The organism is Dyella sp. KRB-257, assembly GCF_049445995.1.
Classification (GTDB): domain Bacteria; phylum Pseudomonadota; class Gammaproteobacteria; order Xanthomonadales; family Rhodanobacteraceae; genus Dyella_A.
Genome location: NZ_JBMSDZ010000004.1, coordinates 33,401 through 59,012 on the forward strand (window position 1 = coordinate 33,401; position 25,612 = coordinate 59,012).

Annotated in this window: 19 protein-coding genes and 1 riboswitch; of the genes, 6 read left to right on the forward strand and 13 right to left on the reverse strand. The window is 67.5% G+C overall.

All coding sequences use genetic code 11. The features are described from left to right. Nucleotides 1-155: 155 nt before the first annotated feature. The 6 genes from ACO2Q2_RS04065 to ACO2Q2_RS04090 form a co-directional block, all read right to left on the reverse strand. Nucleotides 156-3,071: a TonB-dependent receptor gene (locus ACO2Q2_RS04065; protein ID WP_423254496.1), complete on the reverse strand. Its 2,916-nt coding sequence runs from the start codon at nt 3,069-3,071 to the stop codon at nt 156-158. A gap of 222 nt (nt 3,072-3,293) precedes the next feature. Continuing rightward, nucleotides 3,294-5,435 carry an elongation factor G gene (fusA, locus tag ACO2Q2_RS04070; RefSeq protein ID WP_423254497.1) on the reverse strand — a complete coding sequence of 714 codons (2,142 nt, stop codon included), beginning with the start codon at nt 5,433-5,435 and terminating at the stop codon, nt 3,294-3,296. Nucleotides 5,436-5,816: 381 nt separating this feature from the next. Further along, on the reverse strand, nt 5,817-7,061 hold the full coding sequence (locus tag ACO2Q2_RS04075; RefSeq protein WP_423254498.1) for a fatty acid desaturase family protein: 1,245 nt from the start codon (nt 7,059-7,061) through the stop codon (nt 5,817-5,819). A 74-nt stretch (nt 7,062-7,135) separates the two neighbouring features. Continuing rightward, a complete protein-coding gene (locus ACO2Q2_RS04080) occupies nt 7,136-7,507 on the reverse strand; it encodes a DUF1304 domain-containing protein (protein WP_423254499.1) in 372 nt (123 codons plus the stop codon). Nucleotides 7,508-7,530: 23 nt separating this feature from the next. Beyond that, nucleotides 7,531-8,268, reverse strand: coding sequence for a 2OG-Fe dioxygenase family protein (locus tag ACO2Q2_RS04085; protein WP_423254500.1), 738 nt, complete (start codon nt 8,266-8,268; stop codon nt 7,531-7,533). Between the two features lie 53 nt (nt 8,269-8,321). After that, on the reverse strand, nt 8,322-9,338 hold the full coding sequence (locus tag ACO2Q2_RS04090) for a cysteine synthase A (RefSeq protein ID WP_423254501.1): 1,017 nt from the start codon (nt 9,336-9,338) through the stop codon (nt 8,322-8,324). A gap of 149 nt (nt 9,339-9,487) precedes the next feature. Next, nucleotides 9,488-9,605, forward strand: a riboswitch (SAM riboswitch). Between the two features lie 79 nt (nt 9,606-9,684). Here ACO2Q2_RS04090 and metX point away from each other — a divergent pair. The 3 genes from metX to ACO2Q2_RS04105 all read left to right on the forward strand — a co-directional run bounded on the left by metX (nt 9,685) and on the right by ACO2Q2_RS04105 (nt 13,193). Next, entirely contained in the window at nt 9,685-10,716 is a 1,032-nt protein-coding gene (gene metX / locus ACO2Q2_RS04095) for a homoserine O-succinyltransferase MetX (protein ID WP_423254502.1), read from the forward strand. A 138-nt stretch (nt 10,717-10,854) separates the two neighbouring features. Then, entirely contained in the window at nt 10,855-12,048 is a 1,194-nt protein-coding gene (gene metB, locus ACO2Q2_RS04100; RefSeq protein WP_423254503.1) for a cystathionine gamma-synthase, read from the forward strand. Between the two features lie 128 nt (nt 12,049-12,176). Further along, complete coding sequence (locus ACO2Q2_RS04105; protein WP_423254504.1) at nt 12,177-13,193, forward strand: homoserine dehydrogenase; 1,017 nt, start codon at nt 12,177-12,179, stop codon at nt 13,191-13,193. A gap of 6 nt (nt 13,194-13,199) precedes the next feature. Here the strand turns inward: ACO2Q2_RS04105 and ACO2Q2_RS04110 are convergent, their stop codons facing one another. The 4 genes from ACO2Q2_RS04110 to ACO2Q2_RS04125 form a co-directional block, all read right to left on the reverse strand. Continuing rightward, nucleotides 13,200-13,793 (reverse strand): YceI family protein, encoded by a 594-nt coding sequence (locus tag ACO2Q2_RS04110; protein WP_423254505.1) that lies wholly within the window; start codon nt 13,791-13,793, stop codon nt 13,200-13,202. Nucleotides 13,794-13,939: 146 nt separating this feature from the next. Beyond that, on the reverse strand, nt 13,940-15,604 hold the full coding sequence (locus tag ACO2Q2_RS04115) for an APC family permease (protein WP_423254506.1): 1,665 nt from the start codon (nt 15,602-15,604) through the stop codon (nt 13,940-13,942). Nucleotides 15,605-15,729: 125 nt separating this feature from the next. Beyond that, nucleotides 15,730-18,672 carry a DEAD/DEAH box helicase family protein gene (locus ACO2Q2_RS04120; RefSeq protein ID WP_423254507.1) on the reverse strand — a complete coding sequence of 981 codons (2,943 nt, stop codon included), beginning with the start codon at nt 18,670-18,672 and terminating at the stop codon, nt 15,730-15,732. Further along, complete coding sequence (locus ACO2Q2_RS04125) at nt 18,669-20,744, reverse strand: site-specific DNA-methyltransferase (protein WP_423254508.1); 2,076 nt, start codon at nt 20,742-20,744, stop codon at nt 18,669-18,671. Before ACO2Q2_RS04125 ends, ACO2Q2_RS04120 begins: the two co-directional genes overlap by 4 nt. A 103-nt stretch (nt 20,745-20,847) precedes the next feature. Here ACO2Q2_RS04125 and ACO2Q2_RS04130 point away from each other — a divergent pair, with 103 nt between their 5' ends. After that, nucleotides 20,848-21,246, forward strand: coding sequence for a hypothetical protein (locus ACO2Q2_RS04130; RefSeq protein WP_423254509.1), 399 nt, complete (start codon nt 20,848-20,850; stop codon nt 21,244-21,246). A 246-nt stretch (nt 21,247-21,492) separates the two neighbouring features. Here the strand turns inward: ACO2Q2_RS04130 and ACO2Q2_RS04135 are convergent, their stop codons facing one another. Further along, a complete protein-coding gene (locus ACO2Q2_RS04135; RefSeq protein ID WP_423254510.1) occupies nt 21,493-22,875 on the reverse strand; it encodes an L-serine ammonia-lyase in 1,383 nt (460 codons plus the stop codon). A gap of 81 nt (nt 22,876-22,956) precedes the next feature. Here ACO2Q2_RS04135 and ACO2Q2_RS04140 point away from each other — a divergent pair, with 81 nt between their 5' ends. Then, nucleotides 22,957-23,196: a glutaredoxin family protein gene (locus ACO2Q2_RS04140; protein ID WP_423254511.1), complete on the forward strand. Its 240-nt coding sequence runs from the start codon at nt 22,957-22,959 to the stop codon at nt 23,194-23,196. 2 nt (nt 23,197-23,198) lie between these two features. On the opposite strand, the gene ACO2Q2_RS04145 is transcribed toward ACO2Q2_RS04140, so the two are convergent. Together ACO2Q2_RS04145 and ACO2Q2_RS04150 are read right to left on the reverse strand one after the other, a co-directional pair. Next, on the reverse strand, nt 23,199-24,164 hold the full coding sequence (locus ACO2Q2_RS04145) for a DMT family transporter (protein ID WP_423254512.1): 966 nt from the start codon (nt 24,162-24,164) through the stop codon (nt 23,199-23,201). A 38-nt stretch (nt 24,165-24,202) separates the two neighbouring features. Next, nucleotides 24,203-24,907, reverse strand: coding sequence for an AraC family transcriptional regulator (locus tag ACO2Q2_RS04150; RefSeq protein WP_423254513.1), 705 nt, complete (start codon nt 24,905-24,907; stop codon nt 24,203-24,205). A gap of 241 nt (nt 24,908-25,148) precedes the next feature. Between ACO2Q2_RS04150 and ACO2Q2_RS04155 the strand changes: the two genes are divergently transcribed. Beyond that, a complete protein-coding gene (locus tag ACO2Q2_RS04155; RefSeq protein ID WP_423254514.1) occupies nt 25,149-25,526 on the forward strand; it encodes a BlaI/MecI/CopY family transcriptional regulator in 378 nt (125 codons plus the stop codon). The last annotated feature ends 86 nt before the right edge of the window (nt 25,527-25,612 follow it).

A 25,612-nucleotide genomic window follows, 5' to 3' on the forward strand; every position in this document is an offset into this window, starting at 1 on the left:
CCGCGTGCACCGGTTGCGCCGACGCCATGCAGGAACAAGCACATGAGCGGCCCCCTCACCCCAGCCCTCTCCCCCGGCGCTGCCGGGGGAGAGGGAGAAGGCGATCGCCCGGGGATCGCTGCCCGGGCGTGTCGATCGGCCAAGGTGCCGTCGGGTCAGAGTTTGTAGTTCACCCCGAACATCACGGTGCGTCCCCAGGTGTCGTATTCCAGCGGCCGGCCGACTTTCACCCCGTTGGGCAGGCTGGCCGTCTGCCGGGTCTCATCGGGCGTGTTGGTGAGGTTGTTGACCTGCAGCAGGATCGACAGGCCGCTCCAGCGTCCCTCCGGAAAGGCGTAGCCCAGCTGCAGGTCGGTCTGCTTGTTCGCCAGATATTCGGTGTAGCCGAGCTGGTCGAACAGGGCCACGGCCTCGCCGGTGAACTTGGAACGGTAGCGTTCGGCGATGCGTGCGGAGAAGCCGTGCTTCTCGTAGTACAGCGCCAGGTTGGCGACCTTGCGCGACAGCCCGGGCAAGGTCTTGGGGCCGCCGGGGATGGCCGAGATCGAGCTCTTGGGAATGCTGCTGTTGGTCAGCGAGAAATTGGCCTGCATGCCGAAGCCGTCCAGCGCATCGGCCAGCAGACCGCCTTCCAGCGCACCGGACAACTCCAGGCCCTGCATCTTGCCGCCGGTGCCGTTCTCCGGCCGGGTAAACGAGCCGATATTGCTGGTGGGCGTGAGCGTGGGGTTGTCGTTGGTGTAGTGGGAGAAGTCGTAGTTGAGCGTGGTCTGCCTGTAGATGTAGTTCAGCAGGTTCTTGTTGAATACCGCCGCGGCGAAATAGCTGGACTTGCCGAAGTAGAACTCATACGACAGGTCGGTGCCGACCGCGATGTACGGGCGCAGCTGCGGGTTGCCGCCGCTGCCGGACCACAGCACCTGGCCTGCGGCCGGGCCGTTCTTCACTTCGGACACGCTGGCAGAGGTGGCGACCTTCTCGTCGTCGATGCGTCCGCGCGCCATCGTCTTGGCCAGGCCGAAGCGCAGGTACTGGCGGTCGGTGAGCTGCGCCACCAGGTTCAGGCTGGGCAGCACCTTGTTGTACTTCGCGCCGCCGGAAATCGTGCCGACCAGGGTGTCGCCGTTGGTCTGCAAGGCCTGCGAGGACTGGTCCGTGCGCACGAACTGCACGCCGACATTGCCGCGCAGCGGCACGTCGCCCAGATGGGTGTCGAGATTGAACTTGACGTAGGCCACCGGCACCTTCTCGCGCACGGTGTAGTTGCGGTTGTAGTCGGCCAGGCCGTTGCGCTGGGTGAGGTAGAACTGGCTGCCGAGCGCGCCCAGCACGTCGTAGTAGACGATGCCGGGAATGCCGCCGTAGCCGAGCGAGGTGGGCGAGCCGAGCAGGCCGGCGTCGATCGGCGTGCCGAAGTCGTGGTTGTAGGTGCCCCGGGTGGAGCCGTTGCCGTTGAGCCAGGCGAAATAGACGTCCGCGGACTTCACCTTGGTGCGTTCGGAGTAGTCCACGCCGAGCGTGAAGTCGGAGAAGATCCAGCCGGCCGGATGCGTCACTTCCAGCCGGATCGCCTTGATCGTGTCCTTCTGGTGGTCGAACTCCTCGCGGCCGTTGTAGCCGTAGTTGTCCGGGTCGGTGAACACCACGTTGGCCGGGTTGGACAGGTCCACGCCGGTGCGGAAGTCGGGATAGTCGCTGCCCACCGGCGTGTTGAAGTCGACGCTGGTGGTGCCGCCGTTGGGCAGGCCGGTGAACAGGTAGGCGTCGCGCAGTTTCTTCTTGGCGGAGGAGTAGGACAGGTCGGCCGTGGCCTGCCAGTCGTTGCCGAAGTCGTACTGGTTGTTCCAGCCCACCGAGAACAGCTTGTCGTGCTCGCGGTTGAACGCGTTCTGCATGATCGGCTTGATGCCGTCGATGGTGCCGGAGGTGACCAGCGGATAGGGCTGGTACGGCGTGACGCCGACGTTGCTGTAGGAGATGCCGTCCCACGGGCTGCTCGACCACTGCAGGCCGTTGGTGAACTGGCGCTGGTTGAAGGTGGAGAAGTACATGTCCAGCGTGGAGTGGTAGTGCTCGCCGGGCGCCCACTCGACCACCGCCATCAGGCCGTTGCGCTTCTGCCGCTCGGACTTGGCGCGCAGCTGCATGCCTTCCTGCGAGATCACGTTGTCAGGCATGCCCGGCGTGTGCGGGCCGCCCCAGTTCTGCTCGATGCTGCCCGGGCCGTTGTTCATGCTCCACCACCACGCCTGGTACTGCTTTTCCTGGATCGGCGAATCGAGCTGGGCGAAGCCCACCGCCACGCCCAGGGTGTGGTCGAAGAACTGGTCGATGTACGAGAAGCTTGCGCGGTGCCCCATGTCGCCCACGCCCGAGCCGGGGTTGAGCTTGCCGTTGGTGTTGTGCTCGCCGCGCAGGTTGAGCACCACGGCGCGATGGGGCAGGTCCAGCGGGCGGATCGTGCGCAGGTCGACGGTGCCGGAAAGGCCCTGGCCGATCAGGCTGGCATCGGGCGTCTTGTAGACCACCGCACTGCTGATCAGCTCGGAGGGGTACTGGTCGTACTCCACGCCGCGGTTCTCGCCGATGGTGGCCTGCTCGCGACCGTTCAGCGTGGTGCCGGCGAAGTCCGGCGACAGGCCGCGGATCGAGATCACGTTGGCGCGACCGTCCAGCCGCTGCGTGGCCAGGCCGGGCAGGCGGGCCAGGCTCTCGGCGATGCTGGCGTCGGGCAGCTTGCCGATGTCCTCGGCCGAGATCGCCTCGATGATTTCGTTGGAGTTCTGCTTGGCCCGGATCGAGTTCTCGATGCTGCCGCGGATGCCGGTGACCACCACCGTCTGCAGCGTGGTGGCGGCCGGCTTGGCGGGCTTCTTGGTCGATGGGGGCGGCGAGCTGGCTGCGTCCTGGCCCGCCGAAGCCGCGGGCGTCGGCGAGGGCGTGTCCTGCGCATGGACGGCGCCGATCCCGGCCAGTCCGAACAGGGCGATCTGGCAAGCCCGGGCGAGCCGTGGATGACAAGATTGCGGGCACGAGGTGCCCGACAGGCCGGATAGGCGGCGAATACGCATGCTGTTCTCCCTGACTGAGTTGGGTGGATCCCCTGCCGGCGCAGCATCGGCGAGGGTGCATCACATTGTCACCGTGCGACGCACCAAGTGGGCGGGCGCAAGGCGGGCGGGTTCCGCATGAAGGTTCCGCATGAACTTGCGGGCAACAAAAAAGCCCGGAGATCGCTCCCCGGGCTTTTCGGACACCGGCCGTGAGGCCGGTGTGCTTGCGAAAGCGAAGGCTTACTTCGCTTCCTTCTCCATCAGCTTGTCGACCAGGTTGGCCGGCACTTCCTCGTAGTGATCGAAGATCATCGTAAAGGTGCCGCGGCCGGAGGTGGCCGAACGCAGGAAGTTGATGTAGCCGAACATCTCCGCCAGCGGCACGAAGCCCTGCACGAAGGCCTGCGGACCCTTCTGGCCCTGGTCGCTGACCGAGCCGCGACGACGGTTGATGTCGCCGATGATGTCGCCGAGGTACTCCGCTTCGGTCACCACTTCCAGGCTCATGATCGGTTCGAGCAACTTGGGCCTGGACATGCGCTGCGCTTCGCGGAAGCACTGGCGCGCGGCGATTTCGAAGGCCAGCGCCGAGGAGTCGACGTCGTGGTACTTGCCGTCCACCAGGCGCGCCTTGAAGTCGAGCACTTCGTAGCCGGCCACCTGGCCCTGGCGCGATTCGACCTCGATCGCGTGCTGCACGGCCGGGATGTACTCGCGCGGCACGCGGCCGCCGACGATCTCGTCGGAGAACACCACGCCCGAACCCGGCTCGCCCGGCTCGAAGATCATCTTCACTTCGGCGAACTGGCCCGAGCCGCCGGACTGCTTCTTGTGGGTGTAGACGTGCTCGACGGTCTGGCCGAAGGCTTCGCGGAAGCTGACCTTGGGCTTGCCCATGTTCGCGTCCACGCCCAGCTCGGTGCGCATGCGGTCGATGGTGATTTCCAGGTGCAGCTCGCCCATGCCCTTGAGCACGGTCTGCCCGGTTTCCTTGTCCACTTCCAGCCTGAGCGACGGGTCGGCCTTCACCATCTTGTAGAGCGCGGTGGACATCTTGTCGACGTCGTTGCGGCTCTTCGGCTCCACCGACACGCTGATCACCGGATCGGGGAAGCGCATGCGCTCCAGCAGCACCGGATGGGCCGGGTCGGTGAGCGAGTCGCCGGTCTCGGTTTCCTTCATCGAGACGAAGGCGCAGATGTCGCCGGCGCGGACCTCGTCGATTTCCTTGGTGGCGTTCGCCTGCACCTCCACGATGCGACCCACGCGCTCCTTCTTGCCGCGGGTCACGTTCTGCAGGGTGTCGCCCTTCTTGATCACGCCCGAGTAGATGCGGGTGAAGGTGAGCGTGCCGAACTGGTCGTTGATCACCTTGAAGGCCAGCGCGCGCACCGGCGCGTCGTCGGACACTTCCTGCTCACCGATGACGTGGCCGTCTTCGTCCACCATCGAGATGCCGCCGTTCTCGCCCGGGTACGGCATGTAGTCGATCACGCCGTCCAGCAGCTGCTGCACGCCCTTGTTGCGGTACGAGGAGCCGCAGAACACCGGCACCAGCTTGCCCGCCACGCAGCCCTTGCGGATGCACTCCTTGAGCTTTTCCAGCGAGGGGATGTCGCCGTTGGTCAGGTAGGCGTCCATCGCCTCGTCGTCCATCTCGACGGCCGTCTCGATGCTCTGCTCGCGCAGCGCGGCGAGGTTGGCCACCCACTCCTTGTCGGCGGTGGCGCTGAGCGCTTGCACGCGTGGATGGTTGGCCACTTCCTCCAGCGGGATCGACTCCCACTTGCTGTCCTTGTCGTCGCCCTGCCAGATGTAGCCAACGCCGGCGATCAGGTCGACCATGCCCATGAAGTCGTCATGGCTGCCCAGCGGCACCTGGCACAGCACCACGTTCGCGCCGAGGCGGTTCTTGATGCCGTCGACGCAGTGCTTGAAGCTGGCGCCGATGCGGTCCATCTTGTTGATGTAGCACATGCGCGGCACGTTGTACTGGTCGGCCAGGCGCCAGTTGGTCTCGGTCTGCGGCTCCACGCCGGCCACGCCGTCGAACACCACCACGGCGCCATCGAGCACGCGCAGCGAGCGGTTCACCTCGATGGTGAAATCCACGTGCCCCGGGGTGTCGATCACGTTGATCTGGTGGCCCTTCCACTCGGTCGACACGGCGGCCGACTGGATGGTGATGCCGCGCTTGCGCTCCTGCTCCAGGTAGTCGGTGGTGGTCGACCCCTTGCCGTCCTTGGTGTCGTGCACGTCGACGATCTGGTGCTTCTTGCCGGTGTAGTACAGGACGCGCTCGGTGGTTGTCGTCTTGCCGGCGTCGATGTGCGCAATGATGCCGATATTGCGGTAGAGCTTGAGGGGTTTCTGTCGGGCCACTGTCGGAGTTCCGTAGGTGCGTTTCAAGGGAAGCGTGAGCAGGACAGCGCTCGTGCTGCCCCATGGAATGTCGTGCGCTTGCGGTTGGCGGTGCGGGCACCGCTCCCGTCTGGTCAGGGCGCAGGTGCGTCAAACCGCCGATTATAGCTGGCTTTCTTGGCAAATCAGAGCCCTGCGTTCAGCCGGGAGGTCCCCGGCAGGTGGCCGGCCAGGTGCGGAACGGCCTGGCCGCGGCGGCGCAGAGGACCCGACGGTACGCCGGAGGGCGGTTGCTTGGCGTGGACGCCAGCGCGGCCGCGACGATCGAGCGGCCTTGCGGCCCGGTCCGCCCGGCGCGCGATGGCGGTATATCCCGTTCAGCCGGCCACCTCCCCTGGGATTTCAGTTGCCCGGCAGGTCCCGGTAGAGCGCGTCGAACGACTCGGCGGGATGGGCGGCCAGGCGGAGTCCTGCAATGGGCTGGTGGGCGGCCGGTGGCTCGCCGGCAGGCACGGGCGCGGCGACCGGCGCCGCACCCAGCCGGCGCAGCCAGCGGTAGTGCGAGGCGATCCCGGCGAAGAACGTGCGGTGCGCGTGGTACGGCATGCTGAATTCGCGGCAGGTCGCTTCCACCACTTTCGCCACGGCCGGGTAGTGCACGTGGCTGATGCGCACGAACAGGTGGTGTTCCACCTGGAAGTTGAGTCCGCCGATCAGCCAGCCGAGCACGCGGTTGTCGCGCGCGAAATCCACCGTGGTCTGCAGCTGGTGGATCGCCCAGGGCGTCTGCATGCGGCCGCTGGCGTCGTCCGGCTCGGGAAAGTCCGCTTCCTCCACCACATGCGCCAGCTGGAACACGATCGCCAGCAGGAACCCCGCCACCGCCGATACCGCCGCGTAGAACAGCACCACCGTACCCAGCGGATGCAACGCCAGCGGCAGGCCGAACGCCAGCGTGAAGAACGCCAGCTTGCCCAGCACGAACAGGGTCAGATCCCAGCCGCGCGGGCGATCGAACGGCCGCTCGCCGATGCGGCCGGTGAGCATGTCGCGGAAATCGCCGTACAGGTGCCAGCGGATCGCGGTGACGGTGTACAGCAGCCACAGGTAGAGGTGCTGGAAGCGGTGCCACGGTCGCCGCGGCTGCTCGGGCGAGAGCCGGCCGAGCACGCCCAGGTCGATGTCGCTGTCGTGCTGGGCGATGTTGACGTAGGTGTGGTGGTAGCGCGCGTGCTTCCACTGCCAGATGTACGAGCTGCCGCCGACCAGGTCGAGCGTGAACGCCATCAGTTTGTTCACCCAGCGATGCCGCGAATACGCCTGGTGGCCGCCGTCGTGCATGATGTTGAAGCCGATCCCGGCCATCGCCGTGCCCAGCAGCAATGTCAGCGGCAGCGCCTGCCACCACGCCCGCGCGAAGCACACCAGCGCGACATACGCGGCGGCGAACACCGCCAGGATGATCGCGGTTTTCGCGTACATCGCCGCGCTGTCGCGCTGCGCGCAGCCGCGCTCGCGGAAGTCGGCTTCCACCCGCCGGCGCAGCTCGCGCTGAAACGTGTTGTCGCGATGGAAGGCGAGCCGCTCGCCGGGGTGGTGCGCAGAATGAAGGGCCTCGTCCCGAGGTTGGATGGAGCCGTGGGACATGCGCAGCCTTTGCGGTGGGTTGGGAAGGCGATGGTAGCCGCTCGCCTGACGACGGCGTGTGAGCGGACCGCGATTCATGCGTTCCCGGCGAGCAGCAGCGCCAGCCCCAGCGCCGCCGGCGCGGCCTGGATCCACAGCACCTTGCGAGTGGCGGTGAGCCCGCCGTAAAGACCGGCCACCAGCACGCAGCCGAGGAAGAACACCTTCACGTGCAGCCCCTCGCTGCCGCCCAGCCACAGTCCCCACACCAGTCCTGCGGCGAGGAAGCCGTTGTACAGCCCCTGGTTGGCGGCCAGCACCTTCGACTGTTCGGCGAACTCCGGCGTCAGGCCGAACGCGCGCCGCCCCGACGGCCGGTTCCACAGGAACATTTCCAGCACGAGGAACCACCCGTGCAGCAGGGCGATGATGGCGATGACGATGACGATGGCGGCGGCGGTGGTCATGGGCGGACGGTCGAGCCGAGAGATCAGGAGACGGTGCGGGTACGGCGGAAGGTCACCACCAGCACGTCGCGGTGGGCCGGCTGCGTCGGGTCGAGCGGTGTCACCGGGGTGACGCCGTGGAACACGCGGGCGTCGTCCACCAGCGCAGCGTCCAGCGGATCGACCAGGGTGAAGCTGCCCAGCTCGGTGCCGTCGGCGGTGTGGATGGTGGTGGTGCCGCTCTGGATGTTCCGGCGGTCCACCATCAGCACCAGCACGTAGTCCACGCCGTCGCGGTGCACGCCCTCGGGCGTGGGTTCGCCCGCTTTGCCGGGCTTCGCCTCGATGCGGAACTGGTGCACCTCGATGTGCCAGCCGCCCGCATGCGCGGCCAGCGCGCCGAACAGTGCATGGCTGAAGGCGAGGATGCGGCGCAGCGTGGCGCCGTCGGCGATCGCCGGCTCGATCGGTTCGAACCAGCGCTGGATGTCGCCCTGCAGCGGGTTGTACGCCAGGCTCTGGAAGTGCGGCTGGTGCGGCGCGCGCACCAGCCGGCCGTCGTCGCCCACGGCGAAGGTCGCGTGCCGGCGGCGGCGATGGCGGCCCTGCGCGGCGAGATAGGTATCTGGCGCCAGCTTTTCCCAGCTGGCGGCGAACGCCGGCCAGTCGGCGAGCGCGGCCGGCGCTTCGAGCAGGTCGCCCATCACGCGGGCGGTGAGAAAGGCGAAGCCGTCGCGCTGCAGGCGGTCGCCCAGCGCGGAGAAATCGGGGCAGGGAGGCATGCGCAAAGCGTAGCAGTTGGCCTGTCGCGGAATGGGCCGGTCAGGTGGATCGGTCAGGCGGGAAATGCCCGATCGAGCCAGTCCGGCACCGGAAGATCCTTCGAGCGCAGGAAGGCGGGATTGAACAGCTTGGCCTGGTAGCGCGTGCCCGCGTCGCACAGCACGGTGACGATGGTGTGGCCCGGCCCGAGCGCGCGCGCCAGCCGGATCGCCCCGGCCACGTTGACGCCGCTGGAGCCGCCTACGCACCAGCCCTCCTGATGCAGCAGGCGGTGCGCCAGCGGCACTGATTCGTCGTCCGGGATCGACCACGCCAGGTCGATCGGTGCGCCGTCGAAATTGGCCGTGATGCGGCTGGAGCCGATGCCCTCGCTGATCGAGTTGCCGCTGGCGACCAGCTCGCCGGTGTTGACGTAGCTGGCCAGCGCCGAGCCGGTCGGGTCGGCCAGCGCGATGGTGACGCCGCTCTTGCGCGCCTTCAGCGCCCGGCCCACGCCGGCCAGCGTGCCGCCGGTGCCGCAGGCGCAGACGAAGCCGTCCACCGCGCCGCCGGTTTCTTCCCAGATCTGCGGGCCGGTGGTGGCTTCGTGCCAGTCGCGGTTGGCGGTGTTGTCGAACTGGTCGGCGAACCAGGCGCTGCCGGGATCGGCCTCGTTCATCCGGGCGGCCAGTGTGCGCGCCTGGTGCGCGTAATGGCCGGGATCCTTGTACGGCACGGCGGGCACCAGTCGCACCTCGGCGCCGGTGATGCGCAGCGCGTCGATCTTCTCGCGGCTCTGCGTGGCCGGCATCACGATGATCGTGCGGTAGCCGCGGCTGGCGCCGAGCAGCCCCAAGCCGATGCCGGTGTTGCCGGCGGTGCCTTCCACGATGGTGCCGCCCGGGCGCAGCGCGCCGCGCCGTTCCGCGTCCAGCAGCAGGCCCAGCGCCGTGCGGTCCTTCACCGAGCCGCCGGGGTTCATGAATTCGGCGCGGGCGAGGATCTCGCAACCGGTGGCCGCGGAGGCGAAGCGCAGGCGCAGCAGCGGGGTCTGGCCGACGGCGGCGGCGAAATCGGGGCGGGTCGTCATGAGGTCGTTGCGTGACTGAGGGCGGGCCAGCATAGCGGCTGCGCCATGGTTTCAGTTGCATCCATCGGCACATGAATATTTTGCATATGGGCGTATAGACGTCTAGACGTCTGTTGACACGGATCGGATGGCACCCGTACAGTGCGCTTCACTCATCGAGACCGGCGGAGGGACAGGCCCTTTGAAGCCGGGGCAACCTGCAGGAGATCTTTCTGCGACGGTGCCAACTCCTGCGGAGCGCCGAAAGGCGCAACCGGTAGATGGGGTGTCGCTTCAGGCGCTTTTCGGCGTCCGCAGCGGGCCACTCCCTCGACTCTCCGCAGGTGCGATGCCACAGGAGAGTCCGATGTCCGCCCAGCTTGCCCACTTCCCCACCGCTTCCGCCCAACCGCAGTCCGCCGTCGCCGCGCCGTTGCCGCGCGCCGCGCTCACCGTGCAGCGCTGCAGCCGCCGCGTCACGATCGAACCCACCTATGGCGGCGGACGTTGCGGCGTGGAGGTGAGCTACCTGTGGTGCGGCGCGCCGGATGCGCCCACCGTGGTGGTGCAGGGCGGCATCTCGGCCAGTCGCGACGTGATCGCCGCCGAGGGCGCCGCCCAGCCGGGCTGGTGGCAGGCGCTGGTGGGCGAGGGCAAGGCGATCGACCTCAACCAGTACCGCGTGCTGGCGATCGACTGGCTCGGCCCGGCCGCGCTGGGCGACGCCGCCGCCGTCTCCAGCGCCGACCAGGCCAACGCGATCAGCGCCTTGATCGACGCGCTGGGCATCGGCCGCATCGCCGCCTTCGTCGGCTCCTCCTACGGCGCCATGGTGGGCCTGGCCTTCGCCAAGGCGCATCCGTGGCAGCTGGATCGACTGGTGCTGCTGGCCGGCGCGCATCGCGCGCACCCCATGTCCACCGCCCTGCGCAGCGTGCAGCGCGGTATCGTGCGGCTGGGCCAGTCCAGCGGGCAGCTCGACGAGGCGCTGAGCCTGGCGCGTCAGCTGGCCATGACCACCTACCGCGGCAGCGAGGAATTCGCCCGCCGTTTCTCGTCCGCCCCGGAATTTCGCGACGACCGCTTCCACTTCCCGGTGGAGGACTACCTCGACCAGGCCGGCCGCCGCTTCGTCGAGCGCTTCGATGCCGAGCGCTTCCTGGCGCTGTCCGAGTCGATCGACCTGCACGACGTGCAGCCCGAGTCGGTGCCCACGCCGGCCACGCTGATCGGCTTCCCCTCCGACCGGCTGGTGCCGCTGGCCGACCTGTGCGAGCTGCAGCGTCGGCTGGCCGGATCGTCCACGCTGGAGGTGGTTCAGTCGCCGTACGGCCACGACGGCTTCCTCAAGGAAACCGACCGGCTCGCCCCCCTGCTGCGCCAGGCGCTGCTGTCGTAGGAGCGCACCCTGTGCGCGAATGCTCTTGGCTTTGATGTCGATCAGGAGCAAGAGCATTCGCGCACAGGGTGCGCTCCTACAGCAAAGATGCGCGACGACAACAACGAATGCCCGACGATTGACCTGGAGACGCCGATGATGAGCGACACCACCCCCACCCCCAGCACCCGCGCCGTCCGCGCCGGCATCGAGTCGGACACCCAGCACGGCGCGGTCGTGCCGCCGCTGCACCTGTCGACCAACTACAGCTTCACCGGCCTGGGCGGCAAGCGCGCCTACGACTACTCGCGCAGCGGCAACCCCACCCGCGACCTGCTCGGCGAGGCCTTGGCCGACCTGGAGCAGGGTGCCGGGGCGGTGGTCACCGCCAGCGGCATGTCGGCCGTGGCGCTGGCGCTGGAGCTGGTGCCGGCCGGCGCCACGATTCTGGCCGCGCACGACTGCTACGGCGGCACCTGGCGCCTGCTCGATGCGTGGGCGAAGAAGGGACGCTTCACGGTGACCTTCGCCGACCTCACCGATCCCGCCGCGCTGGCCGCCGGCCTGGCGCAGAAGCCGGCGCTGGTGTGGGTGGAGACGCCGTCCAATCCGCTGCTGCGGATCACCGACATCCGCCACGTGGCGCACGCCGCGCACGCGGTGGGCGCACTGGTGGTGGTGGACAACACCTTCCTCTCGCCGGCGCTGCAGCAGCCGCTGGCGCTGGGCGCGGATCTGGTCGTGCACTCCACCACCAAGTACATCAACGGCCACAGCGACGTGGTCGGCGGCGCCGTGGTGGCGCGCACGCCGGAGCTGGCCGAGCAGATCAGGTGGTGGGGCAACTGCAACGGTCTCACCGGCGGCGCCTTCGACAGCTACCTCACCCTGCGCGGCCTGCGCACGCTGGGCGTGCGCCTGCGCCAGCACGAGGAGAACGCCGCGCGCGTGGCCGAGCACCTGGCCCGCCACGGTGCCGTGCGCAAGGTCTACTACCCGGGCCTGGCCGAGCATCCCGGCCACGCGCTGGCCGGGCGCCAGCAGCAGGGCTTCGGCGCCATGCTCAGTTTCGAGCTGGAGGGCGAGGTGGAGGAGATCGCCGCCTTCGTCGACGGCCTCGAATATTTCTCGCTGGCCGAATCGCTCGGCGGCGTGGAAAGCCTGATCGCCCACCCGGCCTCGATGACTCACGCCTCGATGGCGCCGGAAGCACGCCGCACCGCCGGCATCGCCGACACCCTGCTGCGCCTGTCGGTGGGCATCGAGGACGGCGACGACCTGCTGCGCGACCTCGACGCCGCGCTGCACCGCGCCGCTGCGGTCGGCGCCTCCAAACGCAAGGTGCGCGCATGAGCGCGGTGCAAACGGACGGAGCCACTGTAGGAGCGCACCCTGTGCGCGAACGCCTTTTCTCTGGTGGCGAAGAGCGTTCGCGCACAGGGTGCGCTCCTACAGCGGTAGATGCATCCGGCATCGCCATCGTGCTGCTGGGTACCGGCGTGGTCGGCGGTGCCCTGCTCAAGCTGTTGTGCACGCCAGCCGCGGCGCGCATCCGGCTGGTCGGCGCGGCCAATTCCAGGCGTCAGCAGACCGACCCGGCACGGCTCGCCAGCCGCGGGCTGCGCGAGCAGCTGAAGAGCCAGGGCGATCCGCGCGACAACGCCACCTTGCTGGCCGCGCTGGACGCCAGCGGCGTGGCGACGAAGGTGATCGTCGACGCCACCGCCAATGCCTCGCTGGCGGCGCGCCACGCCGAATGGCTGGAGCGCGGCTACCACGTGGTCACCGCCAACAAGGCGCTGGCCGGCGGCGAGCTCATCGGCTGGCGCGCGCTGCAGGCGGCCATGTCCGGCGCCGCGCGCTACGGCGACTCGGCCACGGTCGGCGCCGGTCTGCCGGTGCTGTCCACCCTGCGTCGTCTGCGCCAGTGCGGCGACGCACTGCTCACGCTCGAGGGCGTTTTCTCCGGTTCGCTCTCGTACCTGTTCAACCAGTACGACGGCAGCGTGCCGTTCTCCACCCTGCTCGGCGAGGCGCGCCGGCTCGGCTATACCGAGCCCGATCCGCGTTCGGACCTCTCCGGCGAGGACGTGGCGCGCAAGCTGCTGATCCTCGCCCGCCACGCCGGCTTCTCGCTCAACACTGACGAGGTGGACGTGGAAAGCCTGGTGCCCGAAGCGCTGCGTCCGCTGTCCACCGAAGCCTTCCTCGATCGCCTCGTCGAACTCGACGCGCCGCTCGCCGCCCGCGCCGCCGAGGCGCGGGCGCGCGGCCACGTGCTGCGCTACCTCGCCCGGCTCAACCAGCGTGGCCATGCCCGCGTCGGTCTGGTGGAGGTGCCGCCGACCCACCCGGCCGCGCGCCTGTACGGCACCGACAACCAGTTCGCGCTCACCACCACCCGCTACAACACCCAGCCGCTGGTGATCCAGGGTCCGGGCGCGGGGCCGGAGGTCACCGCGCAAGCCTTGCTGGGCGATGTGCTGGCGCTGGGCTGAGCCCGCTCAGCGTTCGGCCACCGCCGGTTCGGCGATCGCCTCCACCTGGATGCGCAGCGTCACCGTCATGTCGAAACCGTAATCCTTGCCGCCCGGCATGCCGAACGTGTCGCGCTCGAACGTGCCCAGCGCGTCCGCCCCGCACGCCTCGCGCTTGAACATCGGGTGCGGCATGCACTTGAAGCTGTTGATCGTCAGCGTGAGCGGATGGCTCACTCCGTGCAGCGCGAGCGTGCCGTCCACGCGGGTCGGCTTGCCGTCGCGAAAACCGGCCAGATGGCCCTTGTACGTGGCCTGCGGATAGCGACGGGTGTCGAACAGCTCGGCGCCCTGGGCATAGTCGTTGAGCTTGTCCTGGCCGAAGTCCGCGCTCGCCATGTCCACGGTGATATCCACCGTGCCGGCACGCTTGGCGCGATCCAGCGTCACCGTGCCGCTGCTGTGGTTGAACTTGCCGCGCCACACCGACAGGCCGCCCAGATGATCGGCCTCGAAGCTGGGGTAGGTGTGATCCGGGTCGATGCGATAGACCGTCGGCGCGGCCACCGCGCCAAGGCTGGCGAGGGTGAGTGCGAGGCCGGCGATGAGGCGGGTGGACATCCGGACGATCGGTTGGCGAGGGCACATGGAGACGATTCCTTGGTGACTGTCGGGAACGACGAGCGGCGCAGCGGCTTTTCGACAGCGCAAAAGAAAACGCGCGACCCAAGGGCCGCGCGTTTCTCATGGGTGCTGCATGCGGAGCCTCAGTGGCCGGTGACGCGCTCGGCGTCTTCCTCATCCGGCGGAATCTGCAGGTCATCCGGATGCTCGGCCGCTTCCATCCGCTCGGCCTCGATCGACGGTGTGCGCCAGCCGGACTTCACGCCCCACAGGAAGTACACCAGGCCGATCACCGCCACCACCGCCAGATCCCAGCCGTAGGGGATGTAGCCGAGGCCGCCGAACTTGGCACTGCCGATCTTCGACACCGCCGCCAGCGTGATCAGGTAGGCGATCAGCCACCACGCGCCCTTGAGGTGGCGGTCGAAATCCTTCCAGCCGTGCTTGGCCTGGTAATAGAAGTACACCGGCAGCGCCACGACCATCAGCAGGATGATCTCGCCGGTCAGCGGCCACTTGGCCCAGTACAGCAGCTCGGCGGACATGATGAAGGCGATGCCGGCGATGATCGGCAGGCCGCTCAGCCTGAACGGGCGATGCAGCTCCGGTGCGGTGCGGCGCAGCGTCATCACGCTGACCGGGCCGGTGAGGTAGGAGATGATCGTGGCCACCGAGATCACCGCCGCCAGCGAGTCCCAGCCGCGGAAGAAGAACAGGAACAGGAACGACACCACCAGGTTCAGCCACATCGCCGGGCGCGGCACGCCCCATTTCGGATCGATGCGCCCGAGGATCTTCGGCAGCGTGCCGTTGCGCTCCATGCCGTAGATCATGCGGGCGGTGGAGGCGGTGTAGGTCATGCCGGTGCCGCTGGGGCTGACGAAGGCGTCGGCGTACAGCAGGATCGCCAGCCAGTTGAGGTTGACCAGCACCGCCAGCTCGGCGAACGGCGAACTGAAGTCGATGCCCTTCCAGCCAGCCTGGGCCAGCAGGTCCGGCGGCACCGCGCCGAGGTAGGCGATCTGCAGCAGCACGTAGACCACGGTGGCCAGCGCGATGGCGCCGATGATCGCGAACGGGATGCTGCGACCCGGGTTGCGCGCCTCGCCGGCCAGATTCACCGGGCTCTGGAAGCCGTTGAAGCTGAACACGATGCCCGCCGTGGCCACCGCGGTGAGGATCGCCGCGAAGTCGTTCGCGTGGCTGCCGCCGCTGGCGCCCACCGACAGGTTCTCGCTGTGGAAGCCGCTGGCGATCAGCGCCACGCCGGTCGCCGCCGGGATGATCAGCTTGACGATGGTGATCAGGCTGTTGGAGCGGGCGAACAGCTTCACGCTCCAGAAGTTGAGCAGGAAGTACACGATGACCAGCGCCGCGGCGATGCCCAGGCCCAGATGGCTGAGCTCGCCGTGCCTGCCTGGCGCGGCGTGGTAGAGATCCTGCGCCCACTGCCACTTCCAGCCGGCCATGTACTGCACCGAGGCCTCGGCCTCCACCGGGATCACCGAGACGATCGCGATCCAGTTCGCCCACGCCGCGATGAAACCCACCAGCGAGCCGTGCGAGTAGTGGCCGTAGCGCACCATGCCGCCGGACTCGGGGAACATCGCGCCCAGCTCGGCGTAGGTCAGCGCGATCGACAGGATGATCGCCGCACCCAGCACCCACGCCCAGATCGCGCCGGGGCCGGCCAGCTTGGCGGCGTTCCACGCGCCGAACAGCCAGCCCGAGCCGATGATCGAGCCCAGGCCGGTGAACATCAGGGCGAAGGGTCCGACGTCACGTCGGAGCGAATTCTGGTTTGCCATCGAGGAACCCCTGCGCGGCCCGATCGCCGCGTTTCGAAACCGCGATAGTGGCAAAGTGGACCGGGGCTGTCACGCCGCGGCTTCGTCGCAGCGGGATCCTCGGGCACGGCGACAATCCTCGTGCGTCAGACGTCGAGCCTGCCCTGTTTGCCTCCGGTCATCGGGCGCGCTACCGAAAAGGCCAGAAGTTCAGCCAGGCGGGCTCCTTGCTGTTTCCAGTCGTGGAAAAGCGCTTCGCCCACCAATGCGTAGTGCCATGGGCGTTCACCGCGTATTGCGGGCTCCAGTGAATTGATGCGCTCGCACCACGTAGTAGCCGCTTTCAGCTTGCGCTGCACGTTCGGGTGGCTCACCTGCTGCTGCGCCTTGGTCTCGACCAGGTAGATGGCGTCCGCCGTGCGCACCAGGAAATCCGGGATGTAGAACGCCGGCATGCCGTCGTCCCTGACGTAGCGCAGCCGCACGAAGTCGTGACGGTTCTCGCTGATCTTGCAGAATGCTTCGACATCGGCGTCCAATTGCGCCCACTCGATGAATGCCCGCTCCAGCCCGCCGCTGCGGGTGGGGTAGGGCAGACGCGTGTAGATGCACTTGGACACTTCGAGCGAGGCGCTTTCGCGCACCATCAGTTTCGTCACTTCCGACAGCCGGCGATGGCGTACTTCGGTGGCGCCGCTGACGGTGTGTTCCTCGGCGCGCACCAGCGCCAGCCCGAAGATCTTCACGATGTGGTCGAGCACCGGCTGCAGCAGCAACAACCGCCAACCCTCGTCCTCGAATGGCTCAAAGAGTTCGTCGAACAGCCGCTCGCGGATGTAGTCGTCCAGTGCGGTGGCGAGCGCGGTGGTGTTCATCTGCAGGTAGGGGCGATCCAGGTGCGGAGAGACCTTGTTGCCCTTCGGCAGCGGATGGTTCAGCGCCTGGCTCACGCGTCGGGTCAGCCGCGACAGCCATTCGTTGTAGCCGCTGACGTTCATCGCCACGCCGTCGACGCGATAGTCACCGAACAACGTGCTGCTCTGCAGATCCTGCGAGGTGAAGGTGTCTCCCTTGCCCAGCAGCTCGGCCAGCTTGGCCCGGCTCATCTCGCGGAACGGGGGCAACGCGGCAACGTCGATCGGCATGTGTTCGACGTTTTCCTCGGCCTCGCGCAGGATGAACGGAATGGCGAAATCGTACTGCTCGTAATCCTCGCGCAGCTCGGCGGCGACCAGGTCGCCGGTGCTGCTGCCCTCGTCGTCGTCGCTGGTCTCGCCGACCAGGCCTTCGCGCATCAGCTCGTCGTAGAAACTCTGGAACGCCGGATGCTCGACGATCGACAGGATGTCGATCAGCGAACCCGGCTCTTCGCCTTGATTGATCCGCTCGCGGTTCTCGCGCTTGATGTCGGCGTATTCGGGATCGCGCCACATCAGGCGCAGGCCGCGGCCGATGGTCTGCTCCAGCAGAATCTGCGCCTGGCTCGAACGCAGCGGCACGATCACGCAGATGTTGTTGACGTCGAAGCCCTCGCGCAGCATCAGCACGCTCACGATCACCCGCGGCTGCGCATGCTTGTCCACGTTGAACAGGCGCTGGCGCAGCGGTGCCCACTCCTTCTCGCCCAGCTCGGCCTTCCTGCCGGAGTCGACGGTGAGTACGTCCTCCTCGTGCAGTCCCTCGTCGCGAAGGAACTCGGCCACCAGCGGCGACACTTTGGTGTCCTCGCACACCACCAGCATCTTCGGGTGGCGCGCGGTATCGATGCGGGCGAAGTCCGCCTCCAGCTTGCGCAGCTTCTGCAGGCCGGCACGCAGCATCACCCGCTGGCCTTCGGATAGCGTGACGTTGCCGTCGGCATCGCGTTCGGCCTTGAATTCCAGCGGCAGCGCGCCGAGCTCCTTGCGCTTGTCCAGCACCAGCGACTTCACCAGGCCCAGCCGCATCGCTGCCTTCAGGTCGAAGTCGATCACGATGTGCGGAAAGTAGACCTTGCGCTTGTGCTTGCCGCCGCCGACGTCGTTGTACGGCGTGGCGGAGAAATCCATCTGCACGAAACGGCGACCCTTGCCTTCAGCGATGATCGACAGGCTCTTCTGCCATTCCACCTCGGTGGTCTCGCCGCCCGATTTCAACTCGTGGATGTGGTGTGCCTCGTCGTTGAACACCATCAGGTCGGGCAGGTCGGCGAGATAGCTCAGAATGCTGCCGCGCGCCCAGCGCCGGTCCAGCACGTCGAGGCTGTTGCCGGCGGCGCGGCCGGGTACCAGCGGCAGCACGTCGTAGGCCACGCGGGCGGCGTCGGCGACCATGCCGGGCGTATCGACCCACTCGGTTTCGTCCTGCTCCACCTCCTCCTCCTCGGCCTCGCTGAGCAGGTGCCAGTTGGTGATCGCGATCATGCCGTTGCCGGTGGCCTTCAGCCCGATCTCCTGCTTCTGGCAGACGTTGCCGCGCACGAACTGCGCAATGCGTTCGCGCCGTGCCGGCGGGGTGAACAGCTCGGCGTAGCTGGCGATGTCGGAGCTGGAAAAGTCGCGGCTCTTGTCTTCCTTTTCCTTGCCGAGGAACGCATCCAGCAAGCGCTCGTACACGATCAGCCCCGGTGCCACGATCAGGAAGCGGCGAGTGAAACGCGGATCGTCGCGGCCTTCATCGAGCGCCGCCGTCTTGTTCAGCAGCTGCCACACCAGCAGCGCCTGCAGTACCCAGGTCTTGCCGGTGCCGGTGGCCATCTTCAGGCAGTACTTCGGGTGCCCGTGCTTGCCCTGCGCCACGTCGGTGAGTCGTGTTCCTTCGAGCAGGGCATCGGCACAGACCTGCGTGTACAGATCCTTCAGGTTCGGACTGTCCAGCACCTCGTGCGCCACGATCACGTTGAGGATCGCCTGGCGCTGGCCCGGATGAAAATTGAAGCTGCGCGCCTGGCAGGCGTCGTCGCCGAACCACCAGCGCAGCAACTCGGCGGTCACCGGCGTGACCAGCTCGTAGATATCGGCAATGCCGTGCTCCAGGCCGATGCACAGTTGTTCGGTGCGGCGGGTGAGGGCGTTGGCCAGTGGCAACGGCTGATCGACGGCGTGGCTCATGCCCGCGGCTCCGCAGCCATCTGCACCACCTCGGCCTCGAAGCCGAACACGTCCACCACGCGCACACAGACCCGGCGCTCGCCGACTTTGGTTGGCACGCTGAATTCGGCGGCCGTCACCACGCGCAGTGGGTCGTCATCGTTGGCGGTATTGCCGCGGTAGTCCTGCCATACCGAGCGGAACACCGCGCCGTCGTAATCCGGATCCACCGCCCAGTACTCGATCAGCGCCAGCGGTTCGGCGTTGGCCACCTTGAGCAGCTTCCTGCGGTTCTCTTCATCGAGGTTGATCGCCTCGGGCGAGAGCAGCACGTAGTTGTCCAGCGTGACCTTGAGCTGTTCTTCATCACCGCTGCGAGTGCGTTCCACCGGCTTGATCGTGAGGTACTGCAGGCTGGAGAAGCGCACCTGTCCGCGCAGCTTCTCGATGCCGCCCTTCTTGCGCAGGCGGTCGAGCAGGTCCGGCGGAATCACCAGCACTTCCAGCCTCGCATCGTTCAGCGCGGTGATGCTCTGGCCGATCGACGGCTCGAAGTTCCAGCCCAGCACCACCACCCGGTCCCAGCCGCCCAGCAGGTTGTCGCGCTGGGCGATCGCCTTGCGCAAGGTGGCATCGCCGGTGAGCTTGTTCGGCGAATCGACCAGCACCAGCGTCTTCTTGCCGCCGTACAGCACCGCGCCGAGATTGCGCAGCGGGTTGTCCTCCGGCGGCAGCGGCAGTGCGCCGTACAGCGACAGCACGATCCCCGACAGGTCGCCGACGCGGAAGCTGCGACCCATCGCGCTCTTTGCCGCCTCGACCTGGTAGTCGCCGATCGCCTGGTACAGGAACGGCTTCGCGCCCTGGTCGATCAGCCGCTTGCGCATGATCATGCAGGCGGGTTTGCCGAGATCGGTGGTGATCCAGCGGCGGCCGAGCTTTTCGGCGACGGCGGCGGTAGTGCCGGAGCCGCCGTTGAAATCAGCTACGAGGCCGTTTTCTGCACAGGATGCCTGGACAATTCTGTCGAGAAGCTTCTCGGGCTTTTGCGTTGCGTAGTCGATGCGTTCGACAGACGTGTTGCCGATTCGCCCGAGATCATTCCAGATGGTTGTAAGCGGCTTGCCCTTGGTTTCATCCAGATAAACCTTTAGCCCGTCGAGGCGCGGGGTCCCATCCTGTTTCAGGAGAATGCGACCCTCGAGGTAGAGCCTTTCGAGATCGTCAATCGAGTAACCCCAGGAGCGATGAGCAGGCGGTTGCGTACCTCGCCACTCAAATTGACGCTTTTTGTTGGCGGTAGAAAACGTCAAGTCACGACCGGTAAACAGTCGCCCGTCTTCATCTTTCTTGTATCGCGAAAGCTGTGCCTCGCCATACTCCGTGTATTGTTTGGTGAAGTGAAACGATTCTGTTTTGCTGTAAAAAAGAATGACGTCCTGCGCTCGGATGAACGTCTTTGTTGGCATGTTATGGGCGTTTGTGCGCTCCCAAATTATTTCGTTTTGGAAGTTGTCTTTGCCAAATACTTCATCCATTACCAGCTTGACGTAGTGACTGACATGCCAATCCAGGTGCACATAGATCGAGCCGGCTTCGTTCAATAGCTCCCGCATCAGAATCAGCCGCGGCGTGATCATCGCCAGATACGACGCCGTCCCATCCGACCAGGTATCCGAATACGCGAACTGCTCGATCACCGTCGGTCTTTGCTCCAGCTCCACGCCGGGCAACGACACCTTGGTGCGGTAGTCGGCCTTCGAATCGAACGGTGGATCGATGTAGATCAGGTCGACCTTGCCGCGCAGGCTGGGCGTGTGTTCGTCCCCGGCCAGCAGTGCGGCCATTGCCAGCAGGTTGTCGCCGTAGATCAGCCGATTGGTCCAGTCGGCGCTGCCTGCGTCGCCCAGGTGTGCCTGCCGGTTCGCTGCGGTGATCCAGTCGCGGTCGCGGGTGTCCTTCGACGGCAGCACCCACTCGCGCGTCTGCAGGCTGACCCGGTGCCGCCCTTCCAGGCTTTCCAGGATCTTCTCCGCCTGCTGGCGCCCGCGGGCGACGATCTCGGGGAGCTGTTCGAGCAGGGACTTGGGCATGGCGACGGCTTGGCGGGAGCGACCGTCAATGAAAGCAAAACTTTCACACAAGCGAAAGCAAAAGTTTCCTGCCTGACGCAGGCGGCCGCCTATGGTCGCCCGCATGACGAGCGAACCGACCGCTTTTGCCAAACGCCTCACGGCTGCCTTGAAAGCCGCCGATATCGAGGCGAGCCCGGCGGTGCTGGAGAAGCTGTTGCCGCGTTACGGCGGCGGCACGGTAACGCCGCAGGCGGTCTCGGGCTGGTTGACCGGCAAGCACATACCGAAAAGGGCCAACATGCGTGCGCTGGCGAAAATCGTCGGTCTTCCGGTACATGAACTGGAGAACGGCTCGCCAGCGCGTGGTGTGCGCGAGACGCACGCGGCGTGGCCGGATCACGTGCGTGGGCACGACCGCCTGGCGTTCGAGGAATTCCTGTTGTTGCCCGAGGCGCAACGCAAGCTGGTGCGGGAGCTGATTGAGGCGCTGGCGCAGGGGTGGCGCGAGAAAAGGCGCTAGGTCCTGCGTCAGCCAGAGCTTCGCGAGCACCCGCCCCTCACCCCGACTCCCGATCAAGTCGAGGGCAGGCTCTCTCCCCGGAGGGAACCTCGAAAAACCGCTCTTTGTTCGTCATTCCCGCGAAAGCGGGAATCCAGTGTCTTTGTTCTTCAGGGCGTTGGAGTCACTGGATCCCCGCTTTCGCGGGGATGACGAGCCTGATCTCGAGTTTTTCGAGGTTCTCCGGAGGGGAGGGGGAGCCGATTGTCAGCACTCGATCACGTTCACCGCCAAGCCGCCGCGCGAGGTTTCCTTGTACTTGTCCTTCATGTCGCGACCGGTGGCGCGCATGGTGGCGATCACCTTGTCCAGCGAGACGCGGTGCTTGCCGTCGCTCTTGAGCGCCATGCGGCTGGCGTTGATCGCCTTGACCGAACCCATCGCGTTGCGCTCGATGCAGGGGATCTGCACCAGCCCGCCGATCGGGTCGCAGGTGAGGCCCAGGTTGTGTTCCATGCCGATCTCGGCGGCGTTTTCCACCTGCCAGATGCTGCCGCCCAGCGCGGCGGTGAGGCCGGCCGCGGCCATCGAGCAGGCCACGCCCACTTCGCCCTGGCAGCCCACCTCGGCGCCGGAGATCGAGGCGTTTTCCTTGTAGAGGATGCCGATCGCGCCCGCGGTGAGCAGGAAGTCGACCACGCCCTGGTCGTCGAAGCGGGCGCAGAAGTGCTTGAAGTACATCAGCACCGCTGGCACGATGCCGGCCGCGCCGTTGGTCGGTGCGGTCACCACGCGGCCGCCGGCGGCGTTCTCCTCGTTCACCGCCAGCGCATAGAGGTTGACCCAATCGAGGATGGTGAGCGGGTCCTTCAGCGCGGCTTCGGGCTGGTTGCGCAGCTCGGCCGCCATCGCCGGCGCGCGGCGCGCCACCTTCAACCCGCCCGGCAGCACGCCGGGCGAGCGCAGGCCGCGGGCCACGCAGTCCTGCATCGCCTGCCAGAGGGTGAGCAGGCCGGCGCGCGTTTCCGCCTCGGGGCGCCACACGCTCTCGTTGGCCAGCATCAACTGCGCGATGGTGAGGCCGTGCTTCTCGCACAGCGCCAGCAGCTCGTCGCCGCTGGAGAACGGGTACGGCTGCTCGGTGGTGTCGGCCACGATGCGGTCTTCGGCCGCCTCGTCGTGGTTCACCACGAAGCCGCCGCCCACCGAGTAGTAGTCGCGCGTGGCCAGCTCGTTGCCGGCCGCGTCGTAGGCCGAGAAGCGCATGCCATTGGTGTGGAACGGCAGCTTCTGGCGCTTGTTGAACACCAGGTCGGCCTTCTCGTCGAACACGATGGCGTGGCGGCCGAGCAGGGCGATGCGGTGCTCCTTGCGGATGCGCGCCAGCGTGGCGGGAATGCCGTCCGGGTCCACCGTGTCCGGATGCGCGCCTTCCAGGCCCAGCAGCACCGCCTTGTCGGTGCCGTGGCCGCGACCGGTCATCGCCAGCGAGCCGAACAGCTCCGCGCGCACGCGCGTCACCCGGTCCAGCACGCCCTTCTCGTCCAGCCAGCGCTCGCAGAAGCGCGCCGCCGCGCGCATCGGCCCCACCGTGTGCGATGAGGACGGCCCGATGCCGATCTTGAAGAGGTCGAAGACGCTGACGGCCATGGATACACTGCGGGGGAGTGGAGGAGGCCCGCTATTCTAGGCGCTCCCGCCGGCCCGGCGTCCGTACGCCCGCGTGTGTCGATGAGCCACCTGATCCTCTACCAGCGCGACTACTGCCACCTGTGCGACGCCGCCCTCGCCGTGATGGCCGAGGCGCGCGCGCCGGATTTCGACAGCGAGTGGGTGGACGACAGCGCCGAACTGGAAGCGCGCTACGGCACGCGGGTGCCGGTGCTGCGCGATGTGCGCGACGGGCGGGAGCTGGATTGGCCGTTCGATGCGGCGGCGGTGCGCGGCTTTCTCAGCTTGCCGATGGCCTAGGCTCATCGCTCCGTGCCGACCGGATCCGCCGCCTCGCCATGCGCCAGCACGCAGGTGGCCACGCCACCGACCAGCAGCACGAAAGCCAGCGTTTCGAGCGGGGTTGGCAGGCGCTGCTCCCAGGCGAAGCCGTAGACCAGTGCGAACAGCGTCTCGAACAGGATCATCTGCCCGACCAGGGTGAGCGGCAGCAGCCGGCTCATGCGGTTCCACATTGCGTTGCCGGTAATCGAGGCGAGCAGGGCCAGCGCCGCCGACACGCCGCCGAAGCGCAGCCAGTCGGCGGAAGCGTGCTGCGCCGTGTCGCCGAGCAGGGCGAACGGCACCAGAGCCAGCGCGAGCGCGCCGGTCACCACGCCGGTGAGCAGGCTCCAGTCGTGCGCAGACACGTCGTGCAGGCGCGCCAGCCAGCGGCTGTTCGATACCGCGTACCAGGTCCACGCGGCGAGCGCGCCAACTGCGCACAGCAGGCCCAGCAGGGCGCGGACCCCCGTCGCATAGCCGCTCGGCAGCAGCGCCTGCCAGCCGATGCAGAACGCGCCGGCGACGCACAACGCGATCGATGGCAGCAGGCGCCGCAGCGGCACCGCGCCATGATCCCGGCTGCCGATCACGGTGACCGTCACCGGCAGGAAGCCAACCACCAGCGAGGTGATCGCGATGCCGCCGAGCTGTACCGCGCTGGACAACAGCACGAAATACACGATATTGCCGACCAGCCCCAGCCCGGCCAGCCCCAGCCATTCGCGCCGCCCGAGCGCCGCGGTGACCACGCGCCAGCGCGGGGCCAGCAGCGCCAGCGCGAGCACGCCGTAGCATGTGTAGCGCCCGGTGCTCAGTTGCAGTGGCGAGAATCCGTGCAGCAGCGCCGGTGTGAGGAACACCAGGCCCCAGATCGCGCCCGCGCCCATCCCGTAGAGGATGCCGGCGGTGGTACGCGAGGAGGTGGAGAGCGGCAGGCGATTCATGGCGGGCAGCATGGCGCGCGGTCGGCGCCCGGTCTTGTTCAGGACTCGCGGATACCTTGCCGGGACGCCTGCGCCCGCCGTCGGTAGGCCGCGGGCGGTAGCCCGACGACGCGGGCGAAAGCGCGGGTGAACGCACTCTGATCCGCGTACCCGCAGCCCAGTGCGATCTCGGCCAGCGGCAGTCGCGAGTCGATCAGCCACTGACGTGCCCGCTCCATCCGGCGCTCGGACAGCCAGGCTTGCGGCGTGCTGCCGAGTTCTTCGCGGAACACCGCATGCAGCCGGCTCACACTCAGGCCCACGCGGGCAGCCATGTCGGCGGCGGTCCAGTCGCGTTCCGGCTGGGTTGCCAGCGTCGCCAGCAGGGCCGCCAGCCGGGATGCCGGTCCCGGCGTGGCGCGTTCGACCGCATCCAGCAGCAGCGGCAGCCACAGCGCGGCACGCTGCGGCACGCCATCGTCGTCGAGGCTGGCCGCCATGTAGTCGATCAGTTGCGCGGCCGCCGGTCCAATCGGCAGGAAGCGTCGCGCGGCGAGCCGTTCGAGCACTCGCCCTTCCATTGCCTCGGCGCCCACGTCGACCACCAGGAACTGGTTCGCGCTGCCGCTGGACTGTGCATGCCGCGCCGTCGGCGCGACGAACGCCGCCCGCGTCCGGTCCAGCCACGCGCCGTGGCCTTCCAGGTCCACCTCCATCGATCCGCCCAGCGGCAGCACCAGCTGCGCGAACGCGTGCGTGTCCACCGCTCCGTCCCGGCCGTAGCTGCGGATGGCGAGTGAAAGGGGCGATGCGGGAGGCATGTCGGGCGGCAGGATGGGAGGGCTGCCAGAGCATAGCCCGGCGGCGGGCCGGGCCGTGGGGATTTCGCCGGGCCAGACGCCCTGATGGGGCGCGACCGAGGCTTCTACTAAAACTATAGTTGACAACTCCGATGACTGACCTAGTATCTACTACAACTCTAGTAGACGAGGGTGGGTGGACGTCATGAAGATCTCTCTCACCGACCGCGAGGCCGACGTGATGCAGGCGCTGTGGGAGCGCGGCGCATCGACCGTGGCCGAGGTACGCGAACACCTCGCCGATCCGCTGGCCTACACCACCGTGCTGACCGTGCTGCGCACGCTGGAGGCCAAGGACTACGTCGGTCACGAGGAAGCCGGTCGCGGCCATCGCTTCTTCGCCACCGTCAAACAGCAGGCGGCGCGCAAGAACGCCGTGCAGCACCTCACCGACAAACTGTTCAAGGGTTCCACCGAGCTGTTGTTCTCGCACCTGGTCTCCGAGCAGAAGCTCGGCGCCGACCAGCTCGCCCGCATGCGTCAACTGCTGGCCGACCACGCGGACAAGGAGAAGCCGGAATGATCGCCTGGATGATCTACGCCACGCTGCTGGCGCTGGCGCTGAGCGCGGCTGCGTTCACCGCCGAACGCGCGGTACCCGGGCAGCAT

Bases quoted from the DNA above. Each gene is read 5' to 3' on its own strand.
- ACO2Q2_RS04065 (WP_423254496.1), bottom strand. From the start codon at position 3,071: ATGCGTATTCGCCGCCTATCCGGCCTGTCGGGCACCTCGTGCCCGCAA.
- ACO2Q2_RS04075 (WP_423254498.1), bottom strand. From the start codon at position 7,061: ATGTCCCACGGCTCCATCCAACCTCGGGACGAGGCCCTTCATTCTGCG.
- ACO2Q2_RS04080 (WP_423254499.1), bottom strand. From the start codon at position 7,507: ATGACCACCGCCGCCGCCATCGTCATCGTCATCGCCATCATCGCCCTG.
- ACO2Q2_RS04085 (WP_423254500.1), bottom strand. From the start codon at position 8,268: ATGCCTCCCTGCCCCGATTTCTCCGCGCTGGGCGACCGCCTGCAGCGC.
- ACO2Q2_RS04090 (WP_423254501.1), bottom strand. From the start codon at position 9,338: ATGACGACCCGCCCCGATTTCGCCGCCGCCGTCGGCCAGACCCCGCTG.
- metX (WP_423254502.1), top strand. From the start codon at position 9,685: ATGTCCGCCCAGCTTGCCCACTTCCCCACCGCTTCCGCCCAACCGCAG.
- metB (WP_423254503.1), top strand. From the start codon at position 10,855: ATGAGCGACACCACCCCCACCCCCAGCACCCGCGCCGTCCGCGCCGGC.
- ACO2Q2_RS04110 (WP_423254505.1), bottom strand. From the start codon at position 13,793: ATGTCCACCCGCCTCATCGCCGGCCTCGCACTCACCCTCGCCAGCCTT.
- ACO2Q2_RS04115 (WP_423254506.1), bottom strand. From the start codon at position 15,604: ATGGCAAACCAGAATTCGCTCCGACGTGACGTCGGACCCTTCGCCCTG.
- ACO2Q2_RS04120 (WP_423254507.1), bottom strand. From the start codon at position 18,672: ATGAGCCACGCCGTCGATCAGCCGTTGCCACTGGCCAACGCCCTCACC.
- ACO2Q2_RS04125 (WP_423254508.1), bottom strand. From the start codon at position 20,744: ATGCCCAAGTCCCTGCTCGAACAGCTCCCCGAGATCGTCGCCCGCGGG.
- ACO2Q2_RS04130 (WP_423254509.1), top strand. From the start codon at position 20,848: ATGACGAGCGAACCGACCGCTTTTGCCAAACGCCTCACGGCTGCCTTG.
- ACO2Q2_RS04135 (WP_423254510.1), bottom strand. From the start codon at position 22,875: ATGGCCGTCAGCGTCTTCGACCTCTTCAAGATCGGCATCGGGCCGTCC.
- ACO2Q2_RS04140 (WP_423254511.1), top strand. From the start codon at position 22,957: ATGAGCCACCTGATCCTCTACCAGCGCGACTACTGCCACCTGTGCGAC.
- ACO2Q2_RS04145 (WP_423254512.1), bottom strand. From the start codon at position 24,164: ATGAATCGCCTGCCGCTCTCCACCTCCTCGCGTACCACCGCCGGCATC.
- ACO2Q2_RS04155 (WP_423254514.1), top strand. From the start codon at position 25,149: ATGAAGATCTCTCTCACCGACCGCGAGGCCGACGTGATGCAGGCGCTG.